The organism is Hyperthermus butylicus DSM 5456 (assembly GCF_000015145.1).
Lineage (GTDB): Archaea > Thermoproteota > Thermoprotei_A > Sulfolobales > Pyrodictiaceae > Hyperthermus > Hyperthermus butylicus.
This window is the reverse complement of sequence record NC_008818.1, coordinates 934,921-952,415: the sequence shown is the minus strand read 5'-3', so window position 1 is coordinate 952,415 and position 17,495 is coordinate 934,921. Positions and strand designations below refer to the sequence as shown.

16 protein-coding genes are annotated in these 17,495 nt (G+C 51.9%); 9 read left to right on the top strand and 7 right to left on the bottom strand.

The window, feature by feature from the left end:
- Window positions 1–58: 58 nt before the first annotated feature.
- From cas4 to HBUT_RS09250, 3 genes are read right to left on the bottom strand one after another with little or no spacing between them, the layout of a single operon-like run.
- A complete protein-coding gene (gene cas4, locus HBUT_RS04945) occupies window positions 59–688 on the bottom strand; it encodes a CRISPR-associated protein Cas4 (protein ID WP_011822110.1) in 630 nt (209 codons plus the stop codon).
- Window positions 689–712: 24 nt separating this feature from the next.
- Window positions 713–1,039 (bottom strand): PolB1-binding protein PBP2 family protein, encoded by a 327-nt coding sequence (locus tag HBUT_RS04940; RefSeq protein WP_420804931.1) that lies wholly within the window; start codon window positions 1,037–1,039, stop codon window positions 713–715.
- Window positions 960–1,181 carry a ribbon-helix-helix domain-containing protein gene (locus HBUT_RS09250; RefSeq protein ID WP_011822108.1) on the bottom strand — a complete coding sequence of 74 codons (222 nt, stop codon included), beginning with the start codon at window positions 1,179–1,181 and terminating at the stop codon, window positions 960–962. The genes HBUT_RS04940 and HBUT_RS09250 overlap by 80 nt, the downstream gene beginning before the upstream one ends.
- A gap of 117 nt (window positions 1,182–1,298) precedes the next feature.
- On the opposite strand from HBUT_RS09250, the gene HBUT_RS04935 reads away from it, so the two are divergent.
- The 7 genes from HBUT_RS04935 (at window position 1,299) to HBUT_RS04905 (ending at window position 9,385) form a co-directional block, all read left to right on the top strand.
- On the top strand, window positions 1,299–3,968 hold the full coding sequence (locus HBUT_RS04935) for an ATP-dependent helicase (protein ID WP_011822107.1): 2,670 nt from the start codon (window positions 1,299–1,301) through the stop codon (window positions 3,966–3,968).
- Between the two features lie 180 nt (window positions 3,969–4,148).
- Window positions 4,149–5,432 carry a phosphoglycerate kinase gene (locus tag HBUT_RS04930; protein ID WP_011822106.1) on the top strand — a complete coding sequence of 428 codons (1,284 nt, stop codon included), beginning with the start codon at window positions 4,149–4,151 and terminating at the stop codon, window positions 5,430–5,432.
- A 37-nt stretch (window positions 5,433–5,469) separates the two neighbouring features.
- Window positions 5,470–6,501 carry a type II glyceraldehyde-3-phosphate dehydrogenase gene (locus tag HBUT_RS04925; RefSeq protein WP_011822105.1) on the top strand — a complete coding sequence of 344 codons (1,032 nt, stop codon included), beginning with the start codon at window positions 5,470–5,472 and terminating at the stop codon, window positions 6,499–6,501.
- 120 nt (window positions 6,502–6,621) lie between these two features.
- Window positions 6,622–7,044: a universal stress protein gene (locus tag HBUT_RS04920; RefSeq protein WP_011822104.1), complete on the top strand. Its 423-nt coding sequence runs from the start codon at window positions 6,622–6,624 to the stop codon at window positions 7,042–7,044.
- A gap of 733 nt (window positions 7,045–7,777) precedes the next feature.
- Complete coding sequence (locus tag HBUT_RS04915) at window positions 7,778–8,398, top strand: hypothetical protein (protein WP_052287756.1); 621 nt, start codon at window positions 7,778–7,780, stop codon at window positions 8,396–8,398.
- Window positions 8,399–8,491: 93 nt separating this feature from the next.
- A complete protein-coding gene (locus tag HBUT_RS04910; protein WP_011822102.1) occupies window positions 8,492–9,127 on the top strand; it encodes a hypothetical protein in 636 nt (211 codons plus the stop codon).
- Window positions 9,128–9,133: 6 nt separating this feature from the next.
- Window positions 9,134–9,385 (top strand): hypothetical protein, encoded by a 252-nt coding sequence (locus HBUT_RS04905; RefSeq protein ID WP_011822101.1) that lies wholly within the window; start codon window positions 9,134–9,136, stop codon window positions 9,383–9,385.
- Here the strand turns inward: HBUT_RS04905 and HBUT_RS04900 are convergent.
- Window positions 9,382–9,960, bottom strand: coding sequence for a TATA-box-binding protein (locus HBUT_RS04900; protein WP_110138813.1), 579 nt, complete (start codon window positions 9,958–9,960; stop codon window positions 9,382–9,384). The genes HBUT_RS04905 and HBUT_RS04900 overlap by 4 nt on opposite strands.
- 311 nt (window positions 9,961–10,271) lie before the next feature.
- A complete protein-coding gene (locus HBUT_RS04895; RefSeq protein WP_011822099.1) occupies window positions 10,272–11,885 on the bottom strand; it encodes an NAD(P)H-hydrate dehydratase in 1,614 nt (537 codons plus the stop codon).
- Between the two features lie 123 nt (window positions 11,886–12,008).
- Between HBUT_RS04895 and HBUT_RS04890 the strand changes: the two genes are divergently transcribed.
- On the top strand, window positions 12,009–12,839 hold the full coding sequence (locus tag HBUT_RS04890; protein WP_011822098.1) for an NAD+ synthase: 831 nt from the start codon (window positions 12,009–12,011) through the stop codon (window positions 12,837–12,839).
- On the opposite strand, the gene rgy is transcribed toward HBUT_RS04890, so the two are convergent.
- Entirely contained in the window at window positions 12,836–16,498 is a 3,663-nt protein-coding gene (gene rgy, locus HBUT_RS04885; RefSeq protein ID WP_194840464.1) for a reverse gyrase, read from the bottom strand. The two genes, HBUT_RS04890 and rgy, sit on opposite strands and share 4 nt — an antisense overlap.
- 172 nt (window positions 16,499–16,670) lie before the next feature.
- On the opposite strand from rgy, the gene albA reads away from it, so the two are divergent.
- Window positions 16,671–16,967, top strand: a complete 297-nt coding sequence (albA, locus tag HBUT_RS04880) for a DNA-binding protein Alba (RefSeq protein ID WP_011822096.1) — start codon at window positions 16,671–16,673, stop codon at window positions 16,965–16,967.
- Between the two features lie 316 nt (window positions 16,968–17,283).
- Here the strand turns inward: albA and HBUT_RS04875 are convergent, their stop codons facing one another.
- Window positions 17,284–17,442, bottom strand: coding sequence for a 30S ribosomal protein S30e (locus HBUT_RS04875; protein ID WP_011822095.1), 159 nt, complete (start codon window positions 17,440–17,442; stop codon window positions 17,284–17,286).
- Window positions 17,443–17,495 lie beyond the last annotated feature (53 nt).

The following is a 17,495-nucleotide window of genomic DNA, read 5'->3' as shown; positions in this document are numbered from 1 at the left end:
ACCCTACACCCTACACCAGCCAGGACTCCGGAGCAAAGTGACTAGCAGCAATTACAGCTTACTGTTGCTGCCTAGCCTTCCGGGCGTAGGGACAGAACTTGCGGAAGGGGCAATAGCGACACTCCCAGTCATAGCGTGGAGCCCTCATATCGTAAACTGTCTCCCGGATAAGAGCCCCTATGTCAACGTTTACGGGTTCAACCTCGAACTCTACGAGGCGGTCGGGGGTGACGTAGAGGAGGATGCCACGTCGAGCACCAAGGAGTTGCAGGTATATGCGGAGCTGCATAACATGGTGCTCTAGTGGCGCTCCCTCGGGGAGCATGCGCGCAGTCTTAATCTCTACGACCGTCTCCGGGACACCATCGTTATACTTGACGAGGTCTGCACGCCCCTTAAGAACAACCTCCCCACCATCAATATCATATCTCTCCTCAATCTGTACCTCAGCCCTCCACTCAGAACCATCCCTCGCCAGCAGCGCCTGAAGCCCAGCATGCACAAGTTCGCCGATAAGCAACTGTGGCTCAAACTGGAAGCTTAGCAGTGGATAGTTTAACCTCATAATCCTCTTATGACTACATGTAACAAGATCGGTGACGTAGACAACATTAGGGTCTGTTAGCTCGCGAAGCTTCTCACTAAAATCCCGCTGCTTGATAACATATAGCTCCTCGAGAATAGCCAAGACCCACCATGCACCCCCATCCCGTTAGGGCAACTTGTCTAGGAGCGCTCGGAGTTCACCGAAGCTACCCACTTTCTTGCGTAGCTTGCGGAGCCACTTTGCCAGGTTGTAGCAGCCTTCACCCCTCTCTATAACACCCTTCTCCCTCAACCGTCTAGCTACGAGTATGGGCTTGGACACCTTGTATATGGTGTAGAGGTCACGCTCGAAGAGAAGCTCGCCCACTGAGATGTTGTCCCAAACATAGGCGAATACCTTGAGCTCTTCGGAGCTAAACCTCGATATCATCTCCCTCAATTTGTAGAGTACCTTGATATCCTCCTCTGATAGCCTCCTCCGCAAATAGCCCACCCCGATACTTGTTTAACAGCATGACGAGAGCGTGACGGAGAGCCTCGCTCCTATTCTTAAATATACCCATCCTTACCAGCTCATCAAGCTTCTCCACGAGTTCCACCGGAACCTTAAATGTCACAACTATTGTCTGTGGCACTGCACCCCCCATAAACCCCCTAAGGGGGCGACGTGTTTCTAAATTAAGCCCTCGGGGCCCGGTGGAGAAGGGTAAGGTGTATGGCGTAGTGGCGCTGATGTAGGGTGGTGCTAGCCCTTGGCGATAGTGTATGCTGGCCACTGCCCGGGCGACGAGGGCGTATATGAACTGCTTAGGCCATATGTGGCAGAATGGTTTAAGAGGAGGTATGGAAGCTTCACGCCTCCCCAGCGTTGCGCAATACCGCTGATTAAGAAGGGGTATAATGTTCTCGTCTCGTCGCCCACGGGGACTGGCAAGACTCTAGCAGTGTTCCTAGGTATTATTGACGAGCTGTTCCGGCTGGGGGAGGCTGGCGAGCTTGAGGAACAGATCTATGCTATCTACGTGTCACCCCTTCGAGCGTTAAACAATGACATGAAACGTAACTTGCTCGACCCCCTTGAGGGTATAAGGCGTGTAGCAGAGGGTATGGGCCATAGTCTTCCCGAGATACGGGTTGCTGTGAGAACGAGTGATACTCCTCCGAGCGAGAAACAACGCATGACAAGGCAGCCACCACACATATTGATAACAACGCCGGAGAGCCTAGCGATAGCACTTAATGCGCCGAGGTTCCGAGAAAGACTCGCTACCACGAGATGGGTGGTAGTAGATGAAATACATGAACTTGCATCGAGTAAGCGCGGCTCACATCTAAGCCTCTCGCTTGAGAGGCTTGAGAACCTTGTTGGCAGGCCTATACAGAGAATAGGATTATCGGCAACAATTGCGCCACTGGAAGAGGTTGCAAAGTTCCTCGTAGGTTTCCGCGACACCGGCGAGCCTAGGGACTGCATTATAGTCGATGCCAGGTTCGCTAAGCCGATAGACATCCGCGTTCTATGCCCTGTTAGTGACCTTATACATACACCTGCTGAGCAAGTGAACGAGGCTATCTATAGACTACTTGCAAAACTAATACGAGAGCACCGCACAACGCTCGTATTCACGAATACGCGGAGTGCGACAGAGAAAGTCGTCTATAAGCTGAAGAAGTTATTGAAGGAGGAGGGTATAGCAGACTTCGACGAGATAGAGGCACATCATAGCAGTCTTAGCCGTGATCTAAGGCTTGCTGTCGAGGAGAAACTGAAGAGGGGAGAGCTAAAGGTAGTGGTATCATCTACCAGTTTGGAGCTGGGCATAGACATAGGCTACATAGACCTGGTAGTCCTTCTGAGCAGCCCCAAGAGCGTTTCAAGGCTCCTGCAGAGAGTTGGCCGTGCCGGTCACCACATTAGACAGGTTAGCAAGGGGAGGATCATAGTTGTCGACCGCGACGACCTGGTAGAATGCACCGTGCTGGCCAAGGCCGCGCTTGAGAGGAAGATAGACAGGGTACACATACCCAGGAACCCGCTAGACGTTCTGGCACAACATCTTGTAGGCATGGCCCTTGAGAGGAAGTGGCGTATTGAGGAGGCCTACCGGCTCGTGAGGCGAAGCTATAGCTTCCACACACTATCCCTCGAGGACTTTGTGAACGTGCTACGCTTTCTAGCTGGGCGCTATGGCCTCGAGGAGTATCGGGTCTACGCAAAGATATGGCTTGACGAGAAGGAGGGAGTGTTCGGCCGTAAGCGTGGTGCACGGATGATATACTACCTCAACAGCGGCACCATACCCGACGAGGTTAAGGTAAAGGTGTTTACTCTTGACGGACGCTATGTGGGCGACCTGGAAGAACCCTTCGTCCAGATACTAACGCCAGGCGACATCTTCGTCCTTGGTGGCAAGACATACGAGTTCATACGCTCGGAGGGCATGCGGATCTACGTTAGACCCGCCGAGGGACAAAAACCCACCGTACCAAGCTGGTTCTCCGAGATGCTACCACTAGCCTTTGACTCCGCGCTACTAGTCGGTGCTTTCCGCCGCTGGATAACCGAGATGATAGAGGAGGGAGTACCACGAGAGGAGGCTGTGAGGCTAATTGCTAAGCACTACAACCTTGAGCATCATGCAGCCGAGAATATCTACGACTATGTGCTCGAGCAATACCTCTTCACAGGAGGCAAGGTCCCAAGCGACAAGATGATACTTGTCGAGCTATTCCACGACCTAGAATCAGACGCTACGTCAATAATCTTCCATAGCCTCTTCGGTCGCAGAGTAAATGATGCACTATCCAGGGCCTACGCCTACCAGCTAACAAGAATAGCAGGAACTAATGTGCGCGTCACCGTGACCGATAACGCTTTCATGCTCACAGTGCCAGGGCTGAGAGACGACATAAACCTTGAAGAGCTAGTCTACAGCGTTAAGCCCAATGAGCTAGAAGATATTCTCAAGAGAGTGCTACGCAACACCGAGCTGTTGAAGAGAAGGTTTAGATATTGCGCCGAGAGAAGCTTCATGCTGCTGAGAAGGTACCGTGGTAGAGAGAAGGACCCTCACACGCTCCAGCTCAACGCCCAGACGTTGCTAGAAGCTGTGGAGCGCATACCGGGCTTCCCCGTGCTTAAGGAGGCTTATCGCGAGATACTCGAGGACTACATGGACATAGTTAATGCCCGGCTTGTCTTAGAGTGGCTCCACGAGGGCCATGTAATGGTGGACTACTTCGGCCCTACGACAGTACCGAGCCCCTTCGCCCACCACATAGTGGTTAGGGGCTATAGCGACATAGTACTCATGGAGGATAGGAAGAAACTGCTAATGGAGCTACACGAGAGAGTGATGGAGCTGCTAAGAAGGCGTATGTACCGCGGAGAGCCTAGAGAGGCTGTAGAAGCCGGCAGATAGCCCCGGGAAATAGGGAAATAGGAGGATAATTGAGGGCTCGGCGAAGGACCACCTCGTCACCCCGTCAGACTCGATCCCGGGGTATCTCCTCAACGCCCGTTAGCAGCTGTTTTAACTTATGCGCGGCTCTTTTAGCTTCCCCCGGATGCAGTATACTACCCTCCCCACTCGGGAGCGCTTTTGCCGTGCCTTCTCCGTAATGGAGAGGTTATACCCACCATTGACGACCTTGACGAGAATTATGGTGTAAAGGGTTCTAAAATACTTGTGAGAATCGATATTAACAGCCCCATAGATCCCAGGACTGGCCGCATACTCGACGACACACGTATCAGAGCTCATGCCAAGACTATCAGAGAGCTTTCTGAACGCGGCGCAGCCGTAGTACTAATCTCGCACCAGGGCAGACCCGGTGAGCCAGACTTTACGAGCCTAGAGCCACACAGCAAGGTTCTCTCAGACCGGCTCGGCATGACGGTAAAGTTTGTTGATGACGTTATCGGCCCCGCAGCAAGGCAGGCAATAAAGGAGCTTAAACCCGGCGAGATACTACTCTTGGATAACACGAGACTCGTATCGGAGGAGATCATAGAGGCTACACCGGAAAAGCATGCCGGAAGCATCTTCGTGCAAAGGCTAGCCCCCCTCTTCAACTACTATATAAACGACGCATTTGCAACCGCCCACCGCAGCCAGCCGAGCATCGTCGGATTCCCAATGCTACTCCCATCAGCTGCTGGCAGAGTTCTCGAGAGAGAGCTGCACGCGCTATCAAAACTCTACAAGCCAGAGGAGAGGCCGAGAGTATTTGTCCTGGGAGGAGGTAAGGTCCACGATACGCTTAGGATACTGGAGTACTTGCACGCAAACCGAGCCGCTGACCGCATTCTTGCAACAGGCCTCGTAGCAGAACTGTTCATGGTTGCCAAGGGCATAAACATCGGTAGGAAAAACATTGAAGTCCTTGAGGCTAAGGGTATTCTAGCACTAGTTCCCAGGGCACGCAGGCTACTGCTGAGAGGCCTTCCCCTTGAAACACCAGTGGACTTCGTAACAGAGCATAATGGCGAGGTACGTGTAGAAGCTGTTGGCACAGGCATAGAAGGTGTAATAAGAGACATAGGGCCTCAGACCATCTCAATGTACTCCGAGATGATGAAGGAAGCTAGGCTAATAGTACTCAGAGGCCCCGCTGGCGTCATAGAGGATCCAAGATTTAGGAAAGGCACCGAAGAACTGGTGAAATCTGCAGCAGAGTCAAACGCCTATGTAATAATCGGCGGCGGCCACCTCAACGTAATAGCCTCCAACCTAGGGCTAGCCGATAAGGAAAACATGCACCTAAGTACTGGCGGTGGAGCACTCCTCTTATTCCTCGCAGGCGAAGACCTACCCGGCCTCACAGCCCTCGCAAAATCTGCTCGTAAGTTCTTCCCCCAGCTCTCAGCCAAACACTCCACATAAACCACTACAAGCTCTTCCCCCTGAGAGGTGAAGAGCCGTGGCACGGGTTAGGGTTGGCGTAAACGGGTTTGGAACTATAGGTAAGCGTGTAGCTGAGGCAATAATGCTCCAGCCTGACATGGAGCTTGTTGGTGTCACAAAAACAAAACCAGACTATACCGCAAAATATGCTGTGTCCAGGGGAATACCTGTCTACGTGCCAAAAGAGAGCCTAGAGGAGTTTCAAGCTAAGGGCATAGAGCCAGCTGGCACCATAGAGGAGCTGCTCGAGAAAGTCGATGTCATAGTCGACGCTACGCCCGGAGGTACTGGTAGAAAGTATAAGCCTCTCTACGAGAAAGCCGGGGTCAAGATGATATTTCAGGGCGGTGAAAAAGCCGACATAGCAGAGCTATCGTTTAGCACTCTCTGTAACTACGAACAAGCACTTGGCAAAACCTCGCTGCGTGTGGTATCCTGCAACACTACCGGCCTTCTACGTGCCATCTGTAGTATATCAAGACTAGCCCCCGTAAGGCGCGTAAGAGCAACCATTGTCCGGAGGGCTGCAGATCCTAAGGAGATTAAACGTGGCCCTGTCAACGCGATAAAGCCTGATCCTGTAAAGACGCCTAGCCATCACGCTCTTGACGTTAAGACTGTATTGCCAGACCTCGACATAGTAACTATGGCAGTAGTGGTTCCAACAACACTAATGCACGTACATATAGTCTACGCTGAACTCGAGAAGCCTGTAACAAGAGAGGACGTGGTAGCAACATTCGAGTCCACACCAAGAATACTGCTCGCCGACGCAAGCTACGGGCTAGCAAGCACTGCCGAGCTAGTAGAGTATGCTAGGGACCTAGGCAGAAAGCGCTACGACATCCCAGAGCTAATAGTATGGCTTGACAGTATAGCCGTTAACGGCGTTGAGGTTATGTGGATGCAAGCAGTACACCAAGAGGCAATCGTAGTGCCAGAAAACATCGATGCTATAAGGGCTGTGGCAGAGTTAGCCAAGACAGCCGAGGAGACCATAAGGATAACCGATGAGAGACTCGGCCTCTTGAAGGGCAGAATACCATAACAACCAAGCCAACGCCATAGGGGCTATAACTTATTACCATACACCCAGACAAGAAAGCAATAAGATAATATGGATGGTCAGCAAACTAGCAAACCCGCATAGCAGAAGGGTGTACATGACATGAGCTTTGTACTGGAACCAAGCTATGCCATAAGCTACCTCTTCCGCCGAATACTTGTACCCGTAGATGGCTCAGAATCAAGCATGAGAGCTTTAGAAGTGGCACTTGACTTCGCACGGCGCTACGGATCAAAAGTCTCAGTACTCCATGTTCACGCACCGGGAGCAGATACTAAGGCGATTAGGGAAGCCATAGAGAAGAGGGTAAGGGACAAGGGCGTTGCAGTGGACATAAAGTTTAAGGAGTATAACCCACAGACAAGCAGTGTCGCAAATGAGATAATATCAGAAATCATCGAAGGAGGCTACGACCTAGTAGTCCTTGGCGCCCGCGGAAACACAGCAAACGAGGATCTAATGATTGGGAGTGTAGCCCTATCTATAACCATAAACTCGGCAACATCAGTCATGATCATAAGATGATGCTTCTACAATCTTACAACACTACACAGTCTTTTTACCACTATCACCTGTCTCAGCTATGCTACAAAACCCATAGTATAAGCGATATACCGACCCCACAAGCACTAAGGAGGGTTTATCACAAAGCTAACTACACTGAATGCTATCTTAGCCGTTGCCGAGATCTGCCGTCACGAACTTTAACACAATAACATAATAATGCCACATACACTTTACGGGATCAGCACCGGCTTCGTTTCCAAGCTACTAAGCTATAACGCTACGCCTGGCATGTAGCAAAAATATAGCGCTAGTGATAGTTTATGCCTTGCATTCACGTCTTGTACCTCCATCCGAATTGCATGCACGGCTTGGCAGGAGCACCATGGTTTGGATGAGCCTTAGTAGCTGTAGCTGTACTAGGCCCATTATGCGTAATCTACTACTTCTTGAGATAGTTGTGGCCAAGCTATCCTAAAAACAACGTCTGTTAACGTATTCTTTACTATATCCATCATGGTCTTCCCTACGGAGTCCAATTATATGCTCCGACTTCATGCTAATCTTAATAGCTTTAGTTTTTCCTGCCATACGCGCTAGCCTATGAAGCCTCCTTGCATATTTCTAGAGTGTATGAAAGCATTGCATAATTGGCAAGTTGTATCACTATTCTCGCACTCTTAATGCTCTCAGTATCTAGCTATAGACCTCATTCTCGTCGAAGACAGAGGGGTAAAGAGTTAAGAGCTACAGTATGGAACCCCTTTTATTCAGGCTAGGCGAAATGGTGCACACCTACATAGTTGTATGTGGCGGTAAGCCTTACATGGTCGTAGGAAGCCTACTGGACGCCCTAGCTAAGGCCTCGGAGGAGTGCAGCGGAGAAAGCACCGAGATCTACAAGGCTAAGCTCATTGTAGAGCTAGATCCCGAGGATCTCCGAGAGATACGGGAAAGCCTAAGCCGGAGAGCCGCGGCAGGGCCAGCTCCTGCCAAGACTGAGAAAGCGGCAGGATATGCTGTTGTCTTTGACCAGATGTTTAAGGGGTTTGCCGAGATCCTTGCTAGGGAGCTGCATGACATGCCTCTCGAGTTCCATGAGGTTCTCGGGAGAGGTATTGATAGACCAATACGTATTGCCCCAGGTGTATACCAACAGCCCGCCAGAGACGACTACGATGTGCTAAGTCTTCTTGAGAGGCTTGCAAACCAGTATAGAGGAGTCATATTCTTTACGGGAGACAAGAAGCTAGCTATGCAGGCCAGGCTTATACCCGGCGTAGATGTGGAGTACCTCCCTCCAGGCGAGGTTGCGGGGAAGGAGATGGCCCTTAAGCTCATGGCTTCAAGGATAAGAGAGCTGGTTAGAAGGTAAAAGCCGCTGGCTAGAGGCTGGTTGTGCGGAGAGCTGCGTGATGATACACCCCGATTAACTGAGCACTAGCGATGACTGAAGGGTAGGTTGCTGATGAAGCAGGACATGGAAAATGGTAAGTGCCTTGCTCTCGTGGAGAAGCTTTTGGACCGCATTGCAGCACAGATCCTGGAGGAGCTCAAAGAGGGTGATGGACGAACGAATCTCGAATCCATAGCCGGGATCGTCTCCAGGTTTCTTTCGGAACATGGTGGCTGCATAGACTCTGGCGTGTTGCCTGATAGCCTCTACCTCCGGCTTCTCGTGGGCGAACTGGAGAAGCTTGTGCCGATGCTTCTAGACAAGGCTATGGAGGCCCTCTCAACACACATGGATGCTATAGATGTGAATTTACACAACATGCTTTCAGCTACTCTTACCAGCTACGCGCTTCACGAGATAAGAATAGCCTCAACCTACGCTGAACTAGTTAAGAAATATGGTAAGTTAGCAGTAGATGGGGATCCCTTAGCCTCAAGTGTTCTGGGAGCGCTTGAGGAGGCGGTGTTTTCGGCGATACTGCGTTTCCTAGCACTGGTGAGGCTTGTCTCCAAGATGCCACATCGACTCGTTGAGCAGCTAACACAGAAAATAACCAGTCTTGTTGAACGCTACGTCTCTGAGGAGAGCAGTAAGATACTGATAGCTAGCTACCAGATTGAAAGCATACTCGGCGAGCCTGGAGGCTAGCCCATCATGGCTAGGGCTAGGAGGCTGCTGGAAGACATACTCTCAAGGAGAGATCCCCAAGGCTACTATGTCGTGGTATTTGAGCAGCCTAGCGAGACCCTAGGAGAGGTGCTTAGGGAAGTTGAGGAGAAGCTTAGGGCTGGCTTCGTAGTCGAAGATATTGGCAGCATTGTTATAGTGAGGTCTAGGTCGCGGAATGCTGTAAAAGAGCTAGTGCTCGCAGCTCTGAAGCGTGGGCTGAGGATAAAAACTGGCTAGCAAGGCCTTATCGCTCTTAGCTTCTTGAGCTTCTCGTATATCTTGTTTACAGCCTCATAGACTTCTTCCTCTCTCTTGGCACCCGTGATAACCATCTTGCCCGAGCTGAAGATTAGGAGCACTACCCTCGGCTCATCCATTCTATGTATGAGGCCTGGGAACTGCTCAGGCTCGTACATACTGTTCTCAAGCGTAAGTGCAGCCCTCTCGAGGTCAACACAGACGTTGAGGTTAGCCGAGGCTACGATATTCTGTATCTGTACCTTGGGCCTACCATAGATTGGTATTCCATGCTTCTTGAGGTTCCTGACAATCTTCTTAACAGCCTCTATGAGGTCCTTTGTGCTCTTAGCACCAGTGACAACCATTTTGCCAGACTTGAATATCAACGCTGTAACCTTTGGCTCGTCAAGCCTATAGACAAGACCCGGGAACTGTTCGGGATTATACTCTACAGTGAGTATACTACGTTCTATAAGCCTAAGGTCGAGCTGCTGGTCAAGAGAAACCGTAGCAACTATATTCTCTATCTTAGCCGTCGGCCTAGCCTCACCAGCCTCGCTCCTAGCCTCTATCTGGCTCAACTTCTGGCCACCAGTCGGCACGCCAGCAAACCCCCTTATAACCCCTATAAAAAGCCGATTTAAAGCCTTACCCGTACGTACTGTAGCTTCTGGGGGATGGAGAGGCGGGCAGTCTAGGACCACGATAGGAGAGCGTGGAATGACTGGCCTAGTCTCACGCCGACCCCCACAACTATGGGCGGAGCATTGAAATTAGCGGAGGTAGGGATTTCCTCTCTAGATGGCAGCCCCCGGGAGGGCCGCGAGGGGCCTCATAGCCTCTAGCCCTTCGCGGCCTACAATCTCTCTATCCCGGGGGCTGCCTACGACTCAGAGCGGCCCACTGGTGGCTGCCATTCTATTCTACCACGGACTAGCCGCTGGTATGCTGGTACTCTGTTTGCTGCTTCTATGGGATTGTTGAGGGCTTCTGGTATCTTCTCTATGAGGTCCATGGCCGTCATCGAGTCTTTCTTCTCGGCGTATGCTAGTGCTCCAGCTAGACCGTTTACGAAGGCTGCTATGGAGGCTGCATGGAAGGGTTCTAGCTTTCTTGCCAGGAGTGCTGCTGTTATGCCTGCCAATGTGTCACCTGTACCGCCAACACTCATGGCTGGTACGCCGGTTCGGTTTAGCCTTATTCTCTCGCCATCCGTCACAATATCTATGGGACCTTTGAGTAGTATCACTAGCCCATGTCTCTGGGCTTTTTCGGCTGCCTTGAGGGCTCTGGCCTTTATGTCCTCGTCTACGCCTGACAATGCATCGCCGAAGAGTATTTGGAATTCGCGCTGGTGGGGTGTGACTACTAGCTTTCGATTGGAGTTGGGTATGCCCCTTTCGCCTAGGATTTTGATTCCATCAGCGTCCACGACCACCGGCTTCTCCTTCTCCAGCGCTTTCACTATTATCTGTGGTATGGCCTCTTTCGTCTCATCAGAGAGGCCTACGCCCATACCTATGGCTATTGCATCCACGCGATCCAGGAGCTGCTCTAGCTTCTTTACGTGGTCTGGGTGTATGTTGGGGCTGCCACGTAGAGGTACCGGTATTATCGTTGGGTGATGTGATGCCGCTCTTGTTACGTGTTCCGGCGCTGCCAGGAAGACCAGATCTACGCCGCTACGCTCAGCCGCTAGCGCTGCAAGTATAGGAGCGCCCACATAGTCTTGGGAACCGCCAACTATGAGGACACGGCCCGATGAGCCCTTATGGGCTTTCCAGCTCCTAGGCCTTACCCTGTAGGCTACGTCACCAGGACCAACATATACCTCGGCCTCGGGGGGTGCTCCTATACTGACTACTACGAGCCTACCAGCGACGTCTGGCCTGCGTAGCAGGCCTGGCTTGGGCTTGTGGAATGTTACGGTTATATCGGCTTTTACATAGGCTCCTGGTGTCTCACCCGTATCTGAGTTAAGGCCCGACGGGACATCAACAGCGAGCTTTAACCCAGTACTAGAGTTTACCGCTTCAATGGCATCACTGTACGGGGGCCTTGGGGCGCCCCTCAGCCCTGTTCCTAGAAGTGCGTCTATCACCACATCGGCTTCAACAGGTGCTACGTCGGCTGGTGCTCGCGCAATACGTATGTCCACGGTTAGATCCATAGCTGCCAGGGCCTCATACATAGCTCTTGTCTCGGGGGATCGTATCTCCTCGGGCTTCACAATCATCACGACAGTAACCTGGTACCCCATATAGGCTAGGTGCCTGGCAGCTACCAGTCCATCCCCACCATTACCTCCAGGCCCAGCAAAGACGACAACACGGCTTCCCGGCTTGGCAAGCTTTGCAGCTTCCTCGGCAACACTGCGGCCAGCATTCTCCATAAGCTGTAGCCTCTTAACGCCAATCCACTCAGAGTTAGCATCAATAACTGCCACATCAACCGATGTTATGGCTTTGCCCAGACCGAAAACCGGCCTTCCCAGCAAGGGTGTGCGCCATGTAGAGTAGTATAACGAGTTCGGGTATAAGGCGAGCTTTGCTAGCTAGTGTTGATGTAGCCTACACGTAAAAATCTCTGGGGCCTGGTAGGGTTTGCGGGTGTGCTGGACTTGAGGATTACTCTCAACGAACTTCTAGACCTGGACTATGAAGGTGTTGCCCGCTCCATAGAAGAATTCATCAAGGGCTACGTTGAGTCAAGTGGCGCTAAGGGTGTGGTTGTTGGTCTAAGTGGAGGCGTAGATTCTACCACCACATTGTACTTGCTGGTTAGGGCTCTGGGTCCGGAGCGTGTCCTAGTACTAGTGATGCCGGATTCCGATGTGACGCCGGAGGAGGATGTCCACGATGCCGTAGGAATTGCTGAAAGGCTGGGAGTTCGCTACAAGCTGATAGATATCAAACCCATTGTGGCCAGCTATCTGGTTGCCATGGGTGAGGCACCGGATCGGCGTAGTAAGGGGAATCTAAGGGCTAGGGTGAGGATGACACTGCTCTACCTATACGCAAACATGGAGGGTCTACTTGTAGCGGGAACTGGTGATCGCAGCGAGCTGCTGATAGGCTACTTTACAAAGTACGGTGATGGCGCTGTCGACTTTCTGCCTATAGGCTGCCTCTACAAGTCTCAAGTTAGGAGGCTAGCCCTACATCTCGGTGTGCCAGAGAAGATAGCTCTCAAGCCTAGTAGCCCACGTCTATGGCCTGGCCAACTGGCAGAGGATGAGCTAGGCATGAAGTATGAAGAGATAGATTTGATCCTCTACGCATTGTTTGACAAGGGGCTATCGCCCGAGGAAGCTGCAAAAGCTACCGGGCTCCCCATCGAGAAGGTTAGGCGCGTACTAGAGCTACACCGGGCTAGCGAGCATAAGCGCAGCCTGCCGCCAGCACCTGATCCAGCCGCTACCGTGTGGAGGTTTAGGAGGAGGAAGGGCTAGCCGAGGGCTTTTACCTCGCCGGTATACTGTCTCAGTGATGTCTCGAGCAGCTCTGATAGCTCGGCCAGCAGCTCGTTTACAACCTCTACCGGGCTCTTGTTGCCTGATGCTATCTCCTCTATGTCCCGGTAGAGCTTCCTCGTACGCTCTTCTGACACTAGGCTTCCATATCTGGATTCGAGGTACTCGTAGACCTCTATGCCGAGCTTTGTTGGTACTAGGCGGCGGCGGTACTTGCTCTCTATCACGTAGCCGTGCCGCTCCAGAGCATCTATTATCTTGGCGTAGGTGCTTGGCCTCCCCAGTCCTCTCTCCCTCATTAGGCTGACTATCTCACCGTGCGTGTAGAGGTATACCGTTGAGCCCCTCCTTACCAGTATCCTCTCTGGCCTCAGCACGTCGCCAGGCTTTACGCTGTCCAGTGCCATGTGGAGCCTGGGGTATGGGTAGTACTTATGGTAACCCTCCCTTAGCGCGGCAGTGTATACCTCTATCTCGACCTGGCTCCCAGCTACTTCAAGCCTTATGCGCCTACGCTTCAGTTTGGCAGGCTTCATCTGGCTCGCTATGAACCTGCGGAAGATGAGGTCGTATAGCCGGTAATGACTCTCCCTAAGCGTTACAGGCACGCGTAGATCGCCGAGGGCAACCATTCTCCGGAGAGCCTCGGCGTCAATGGGCCTCGTGGGCCTAATCGCTTCATGATGTCCCTGGGGGCCCCAGCTCCGGGGCTGGAGTAGCTCGGCATCCTCCCTTGATTCAAGGTATAGCCTTGCTATGTGCTGGCCAAGCCCAGATACATGCGTTGAGTCTGTACGGTGGTAGGTTATTAGGCCGGCTTCGAAGAGTTCCTGCGCCACCCTCATAGTCTTCTGTGCAGGGTAGCCATAGAGCCTTGAGGCATCGTAAATTAACGACTCCGTCGTATATGGTGGCGGTGGGTTAATCTCCACAACCTCCTCCTCGACGCTGACTACTCTCACACCATTCTCTGCTGCTGCTGCCGCTTCGCGAGCCCCGCTAGCACTATCATAATGTATTTTCACGAGCGGCCCGCCGGGCAGCCTTATGTAGAGGTTGTAGCCCAGGTTACTACGCCACTCACTATACCTCTCTATTATCCAGCCCAGAACCGGTGTCTGGACGCGGCCAGCACCAAGCCAGTTTTTGCCAAATACCTGCCATAGGTGCTGGCTTAGCCCAAATCCTATCCAGCGGTCCTCAATACGCCGGACCATCTGGGCTTCCGCAAGCCTTACATCCACCTCTCTGGGGTTGGCAAGGGCGCGGTTTAGCTCGCTCCTAGTTATCTCGTGAAGTTCTATCCTCATTATCTTCCTAGCATAGGGTCGGAGTAGGAGGTAGATGTCGTAGGCTATCTTTTCGCCCTCGACATCCGGGTCTGTGGCTATGTAGACAACCTCATTCTCTATTGCTAGCTGCCTCAGTGCCCCAATTACATCCTCCTTACTCACAATATTTGATGAGCCGCACCGTGGGCATACCTGGCTTGAAGATGAGAACTGGTGGCCACAGCTTAAACACCTCTTTATAGGCTTGTATATCGGCGACACTCCATTCTTGCCAAGCTCGACACCATAAATTCCCTCGTCGTCTATGGTTAGGTCGTATACATGGCCTGCTGTTGCCGCTATAGCTGCTACGTGTATCTTGCCAGAGACTGGGTTGTAAAATGTCGTCTCGTAGACCACCACTGAGCCTATGCGCCTACGCACCGGCCTCCCAAAGAAGCCTGCTATTGTTTTAGCCTTGGTAGGCGACTCTACGACTATTAGACACGTCTCAATATCAACCTTCTTTCCGACACCACCACGCCTGCTAGCACGCGCCTTCTCAAGCTCTTTCGCGAGCTTCTCGCTGCTAAGCTCTTCAAACCTTACATCCTCAAGGAATCTCTTCAGTTTCTCGGCAAGGAGCCTCACCAGAATCTCATCGACGTCAAGCACTATGCTTATCCCATGGGTCATCGCGGAGCCATACATGCGGCTTGCCCTTCCACTAGCCTGCACGTATGTTGGCGCGTCAGGCAGTATTGCTACAAGCTTTCCATCCTCAAACCTGTACAGGGCACCACCAACCGCCACCGAACCCTCAATAGATACCAGCTCCTCTATAGCGTGTAGAAGCTTCCTCCTAGTCTCTAGAAGCATTTCGAGGATCTCGCCTAGACGACCCTCAAGCCTTTCTCCCCTCTCAAGCGCTATACGTAGAACTGTTACCTCGTTGGGTGCTAGCTTCGAGAGCCTCCGAGCAAGCTCCTCAGCACCCTCAAGGGACAGCTCCACAGCGCTTCGGGCAATACGATGCGGTGATAATAGCGCCTTCCCAGCCTCTATAGCTTGACTTGGTACACCAACGAATACTGTGTAGTGTATACGCTCTGGCATATCGATACCACGTACTATGACGCCATAGTAGGAGGCTACACCGACAAGCACGTCGTACTCTCCGGATGCGAAGCGGTCTAGGACTCTTCTGCCAGCGAGGGCTACTGCAGCCCTTATGCCACGTTCGTTTAACATCTCTGCTATCCTTCTCGCGACATTCTTGCCAAACCTCTTCGCCACGAATACGAGGCCACCACCACCCATCCTGGTTACGAGTGAAACAGCCTCTGCCACGGGATCGTTGACTATTTTATAGAGGTTTGCTATGCTCCTAGTGTAGTCATAGACTCTACCTATATCGAAGCCTAGCAGCTCACGGAACAACTTGGGCTTTAGCCCGTAAGCGCGACCGGTAGCCGATGCTATCACAAGTTGACCTGGAGTAGTCTTAACAAGTTCTTGGGAGAGTATCGCCTCGAGCTGTTCAATATCTTGTAGGAGTTTTTCATATCTCTTAATGTTACCGGAAGTCTTAGCTATAGTGGCCATTATCTTCTTCTTTACCAGGTTGTAGGCAGCTTCTATAGCTTCTACGCTAAAGCCAAGGGCTTGGAGCAGCTTGTCAATGTTCTTTGAGTTCCTCAAAACAGCATCCACGTCATCCACGAGTATTGAGTCAAAGCGTATACCCTCTATGAGGCTCCATCTCCTGGAGAGGAATGCCGTCGTAGTAACCAGTATATCGTAGCTCCTCTCCTCTATTGTTCTGAGGCTCTCCTCCTTAGCCCTCTTCGGAAGGCTGGAGTAGTATGAGACTACACGTATGCCCCCGCCCAAGCGGCTAGAGAGTGTTTCAAGCTTCCTTGTAACCTGCCTAGCAAGATTTTCTGTGGGTAGGAGATAGTAGACCTTCAAGCCTTGCGAGGCCCGATAGACTGCATATACGCTGAGTAGTGTGGTCTTACCAACACCTGTAGGGGCTACAATAGCTATGCTCTCGCCTTGCAGCATACGCTTAGCCCAGGTCCTCTGCGCACTCCACAGCTTGTGACCTGTCAGCTTCTCGAAGAACTCCTCAAACTCGCGGAGTTGGCTCGTGGAACTGTATAGGTACCAATACCCCCTCAATCTACCGTTCTCGGCAAGCAGCCTACCAATAGTCTCTATGCGCTCGTAATAGTCCGTCGATAGTTCCCCCACGGTAGGAAGACACTGAACGCAAGGCAGACCTTCTACGAGGCGTACAGCTGATATCGGTCCCCCGCAGTTAGGGCATGCTGCGTGATAGACTGGTCGCAGCGTCAGCGTCAATGCTAGCTTACCTCCATCCCAGACGTGTAGTGTTCGCTTCAAGCATCGCAGGGTATAGAACTGGAGAGCTGGTAACACCAAGCCAGAAAACGCCTTACAGAAAAATGGAAAAGCATAAATACTGCCGTCCCCACGGGTGGGTACACGACACCAAGGCTTGAGGGGATGCGAAATGGCGCAGGCAACCGCAGCTCCAAGCAATGTAGTTCTAGTAGGTAAGAAGCCTGTAATGAACTACGTACTAGCAACCCTAACCCTGCTAAACCAGGGCGTCAAGGAGGTAGTCATCAAGGCTAGGGGCCGCGCCATAAGCAAGGCTGTTGACACTGTGGAGATCGTCAGGAAGAGGTTCCTACCAGACAAGGTTGACGTCAAGGAGATCAAGATTGACAGCCAGGTAATACAGAATCCCGACGGCCGCCAGAGCAGGGTTAGCACCATCGAGATCGTCCTAGTACGCAAAGACTAACCCCACACTAGGAGTCTATTGGCGCGATAGAGATGGTTTTTAACTGGGTTAACCACCGCCCAAAGGCCGAAAAACTGCTTATAACATTGTTCTCTTATCTTGACGCACCACCATATGTTATCCGCGTTTATCTCCATGACGGGTTACCCAATCACTACATGGAGTTGGTTAGTGCCATCTCCTCATATCAGAAGCTATTGACAGCCGCTAGGCCGAAGGAAGAGAGAAGCATTGAACCTGGAAACCAAGCTGGTTACCAAAATATCTAGAAGGATAAAAGAAGGATTATCGGGATGGGACTTTGATGTAGCCCTCTTTAGCGCGTTAGCTGGCCCTGCTGCATCTTCACTAGCAGTCTCTTGTACTCCCTCCTGTTGCGCATCCTTGGCGCTGGGTTCTTCCTGGGCTTTGCAGGGATCTTTGGTGTCTGCTTCCTAACCTTGCCCGCCTTTGTTAGTGAACCGTGGCTTGGCATAGTGTTCCCCCAGAACGTTGCTAGAGTGGCGTGGAGTCCTTATATAGGCTTTT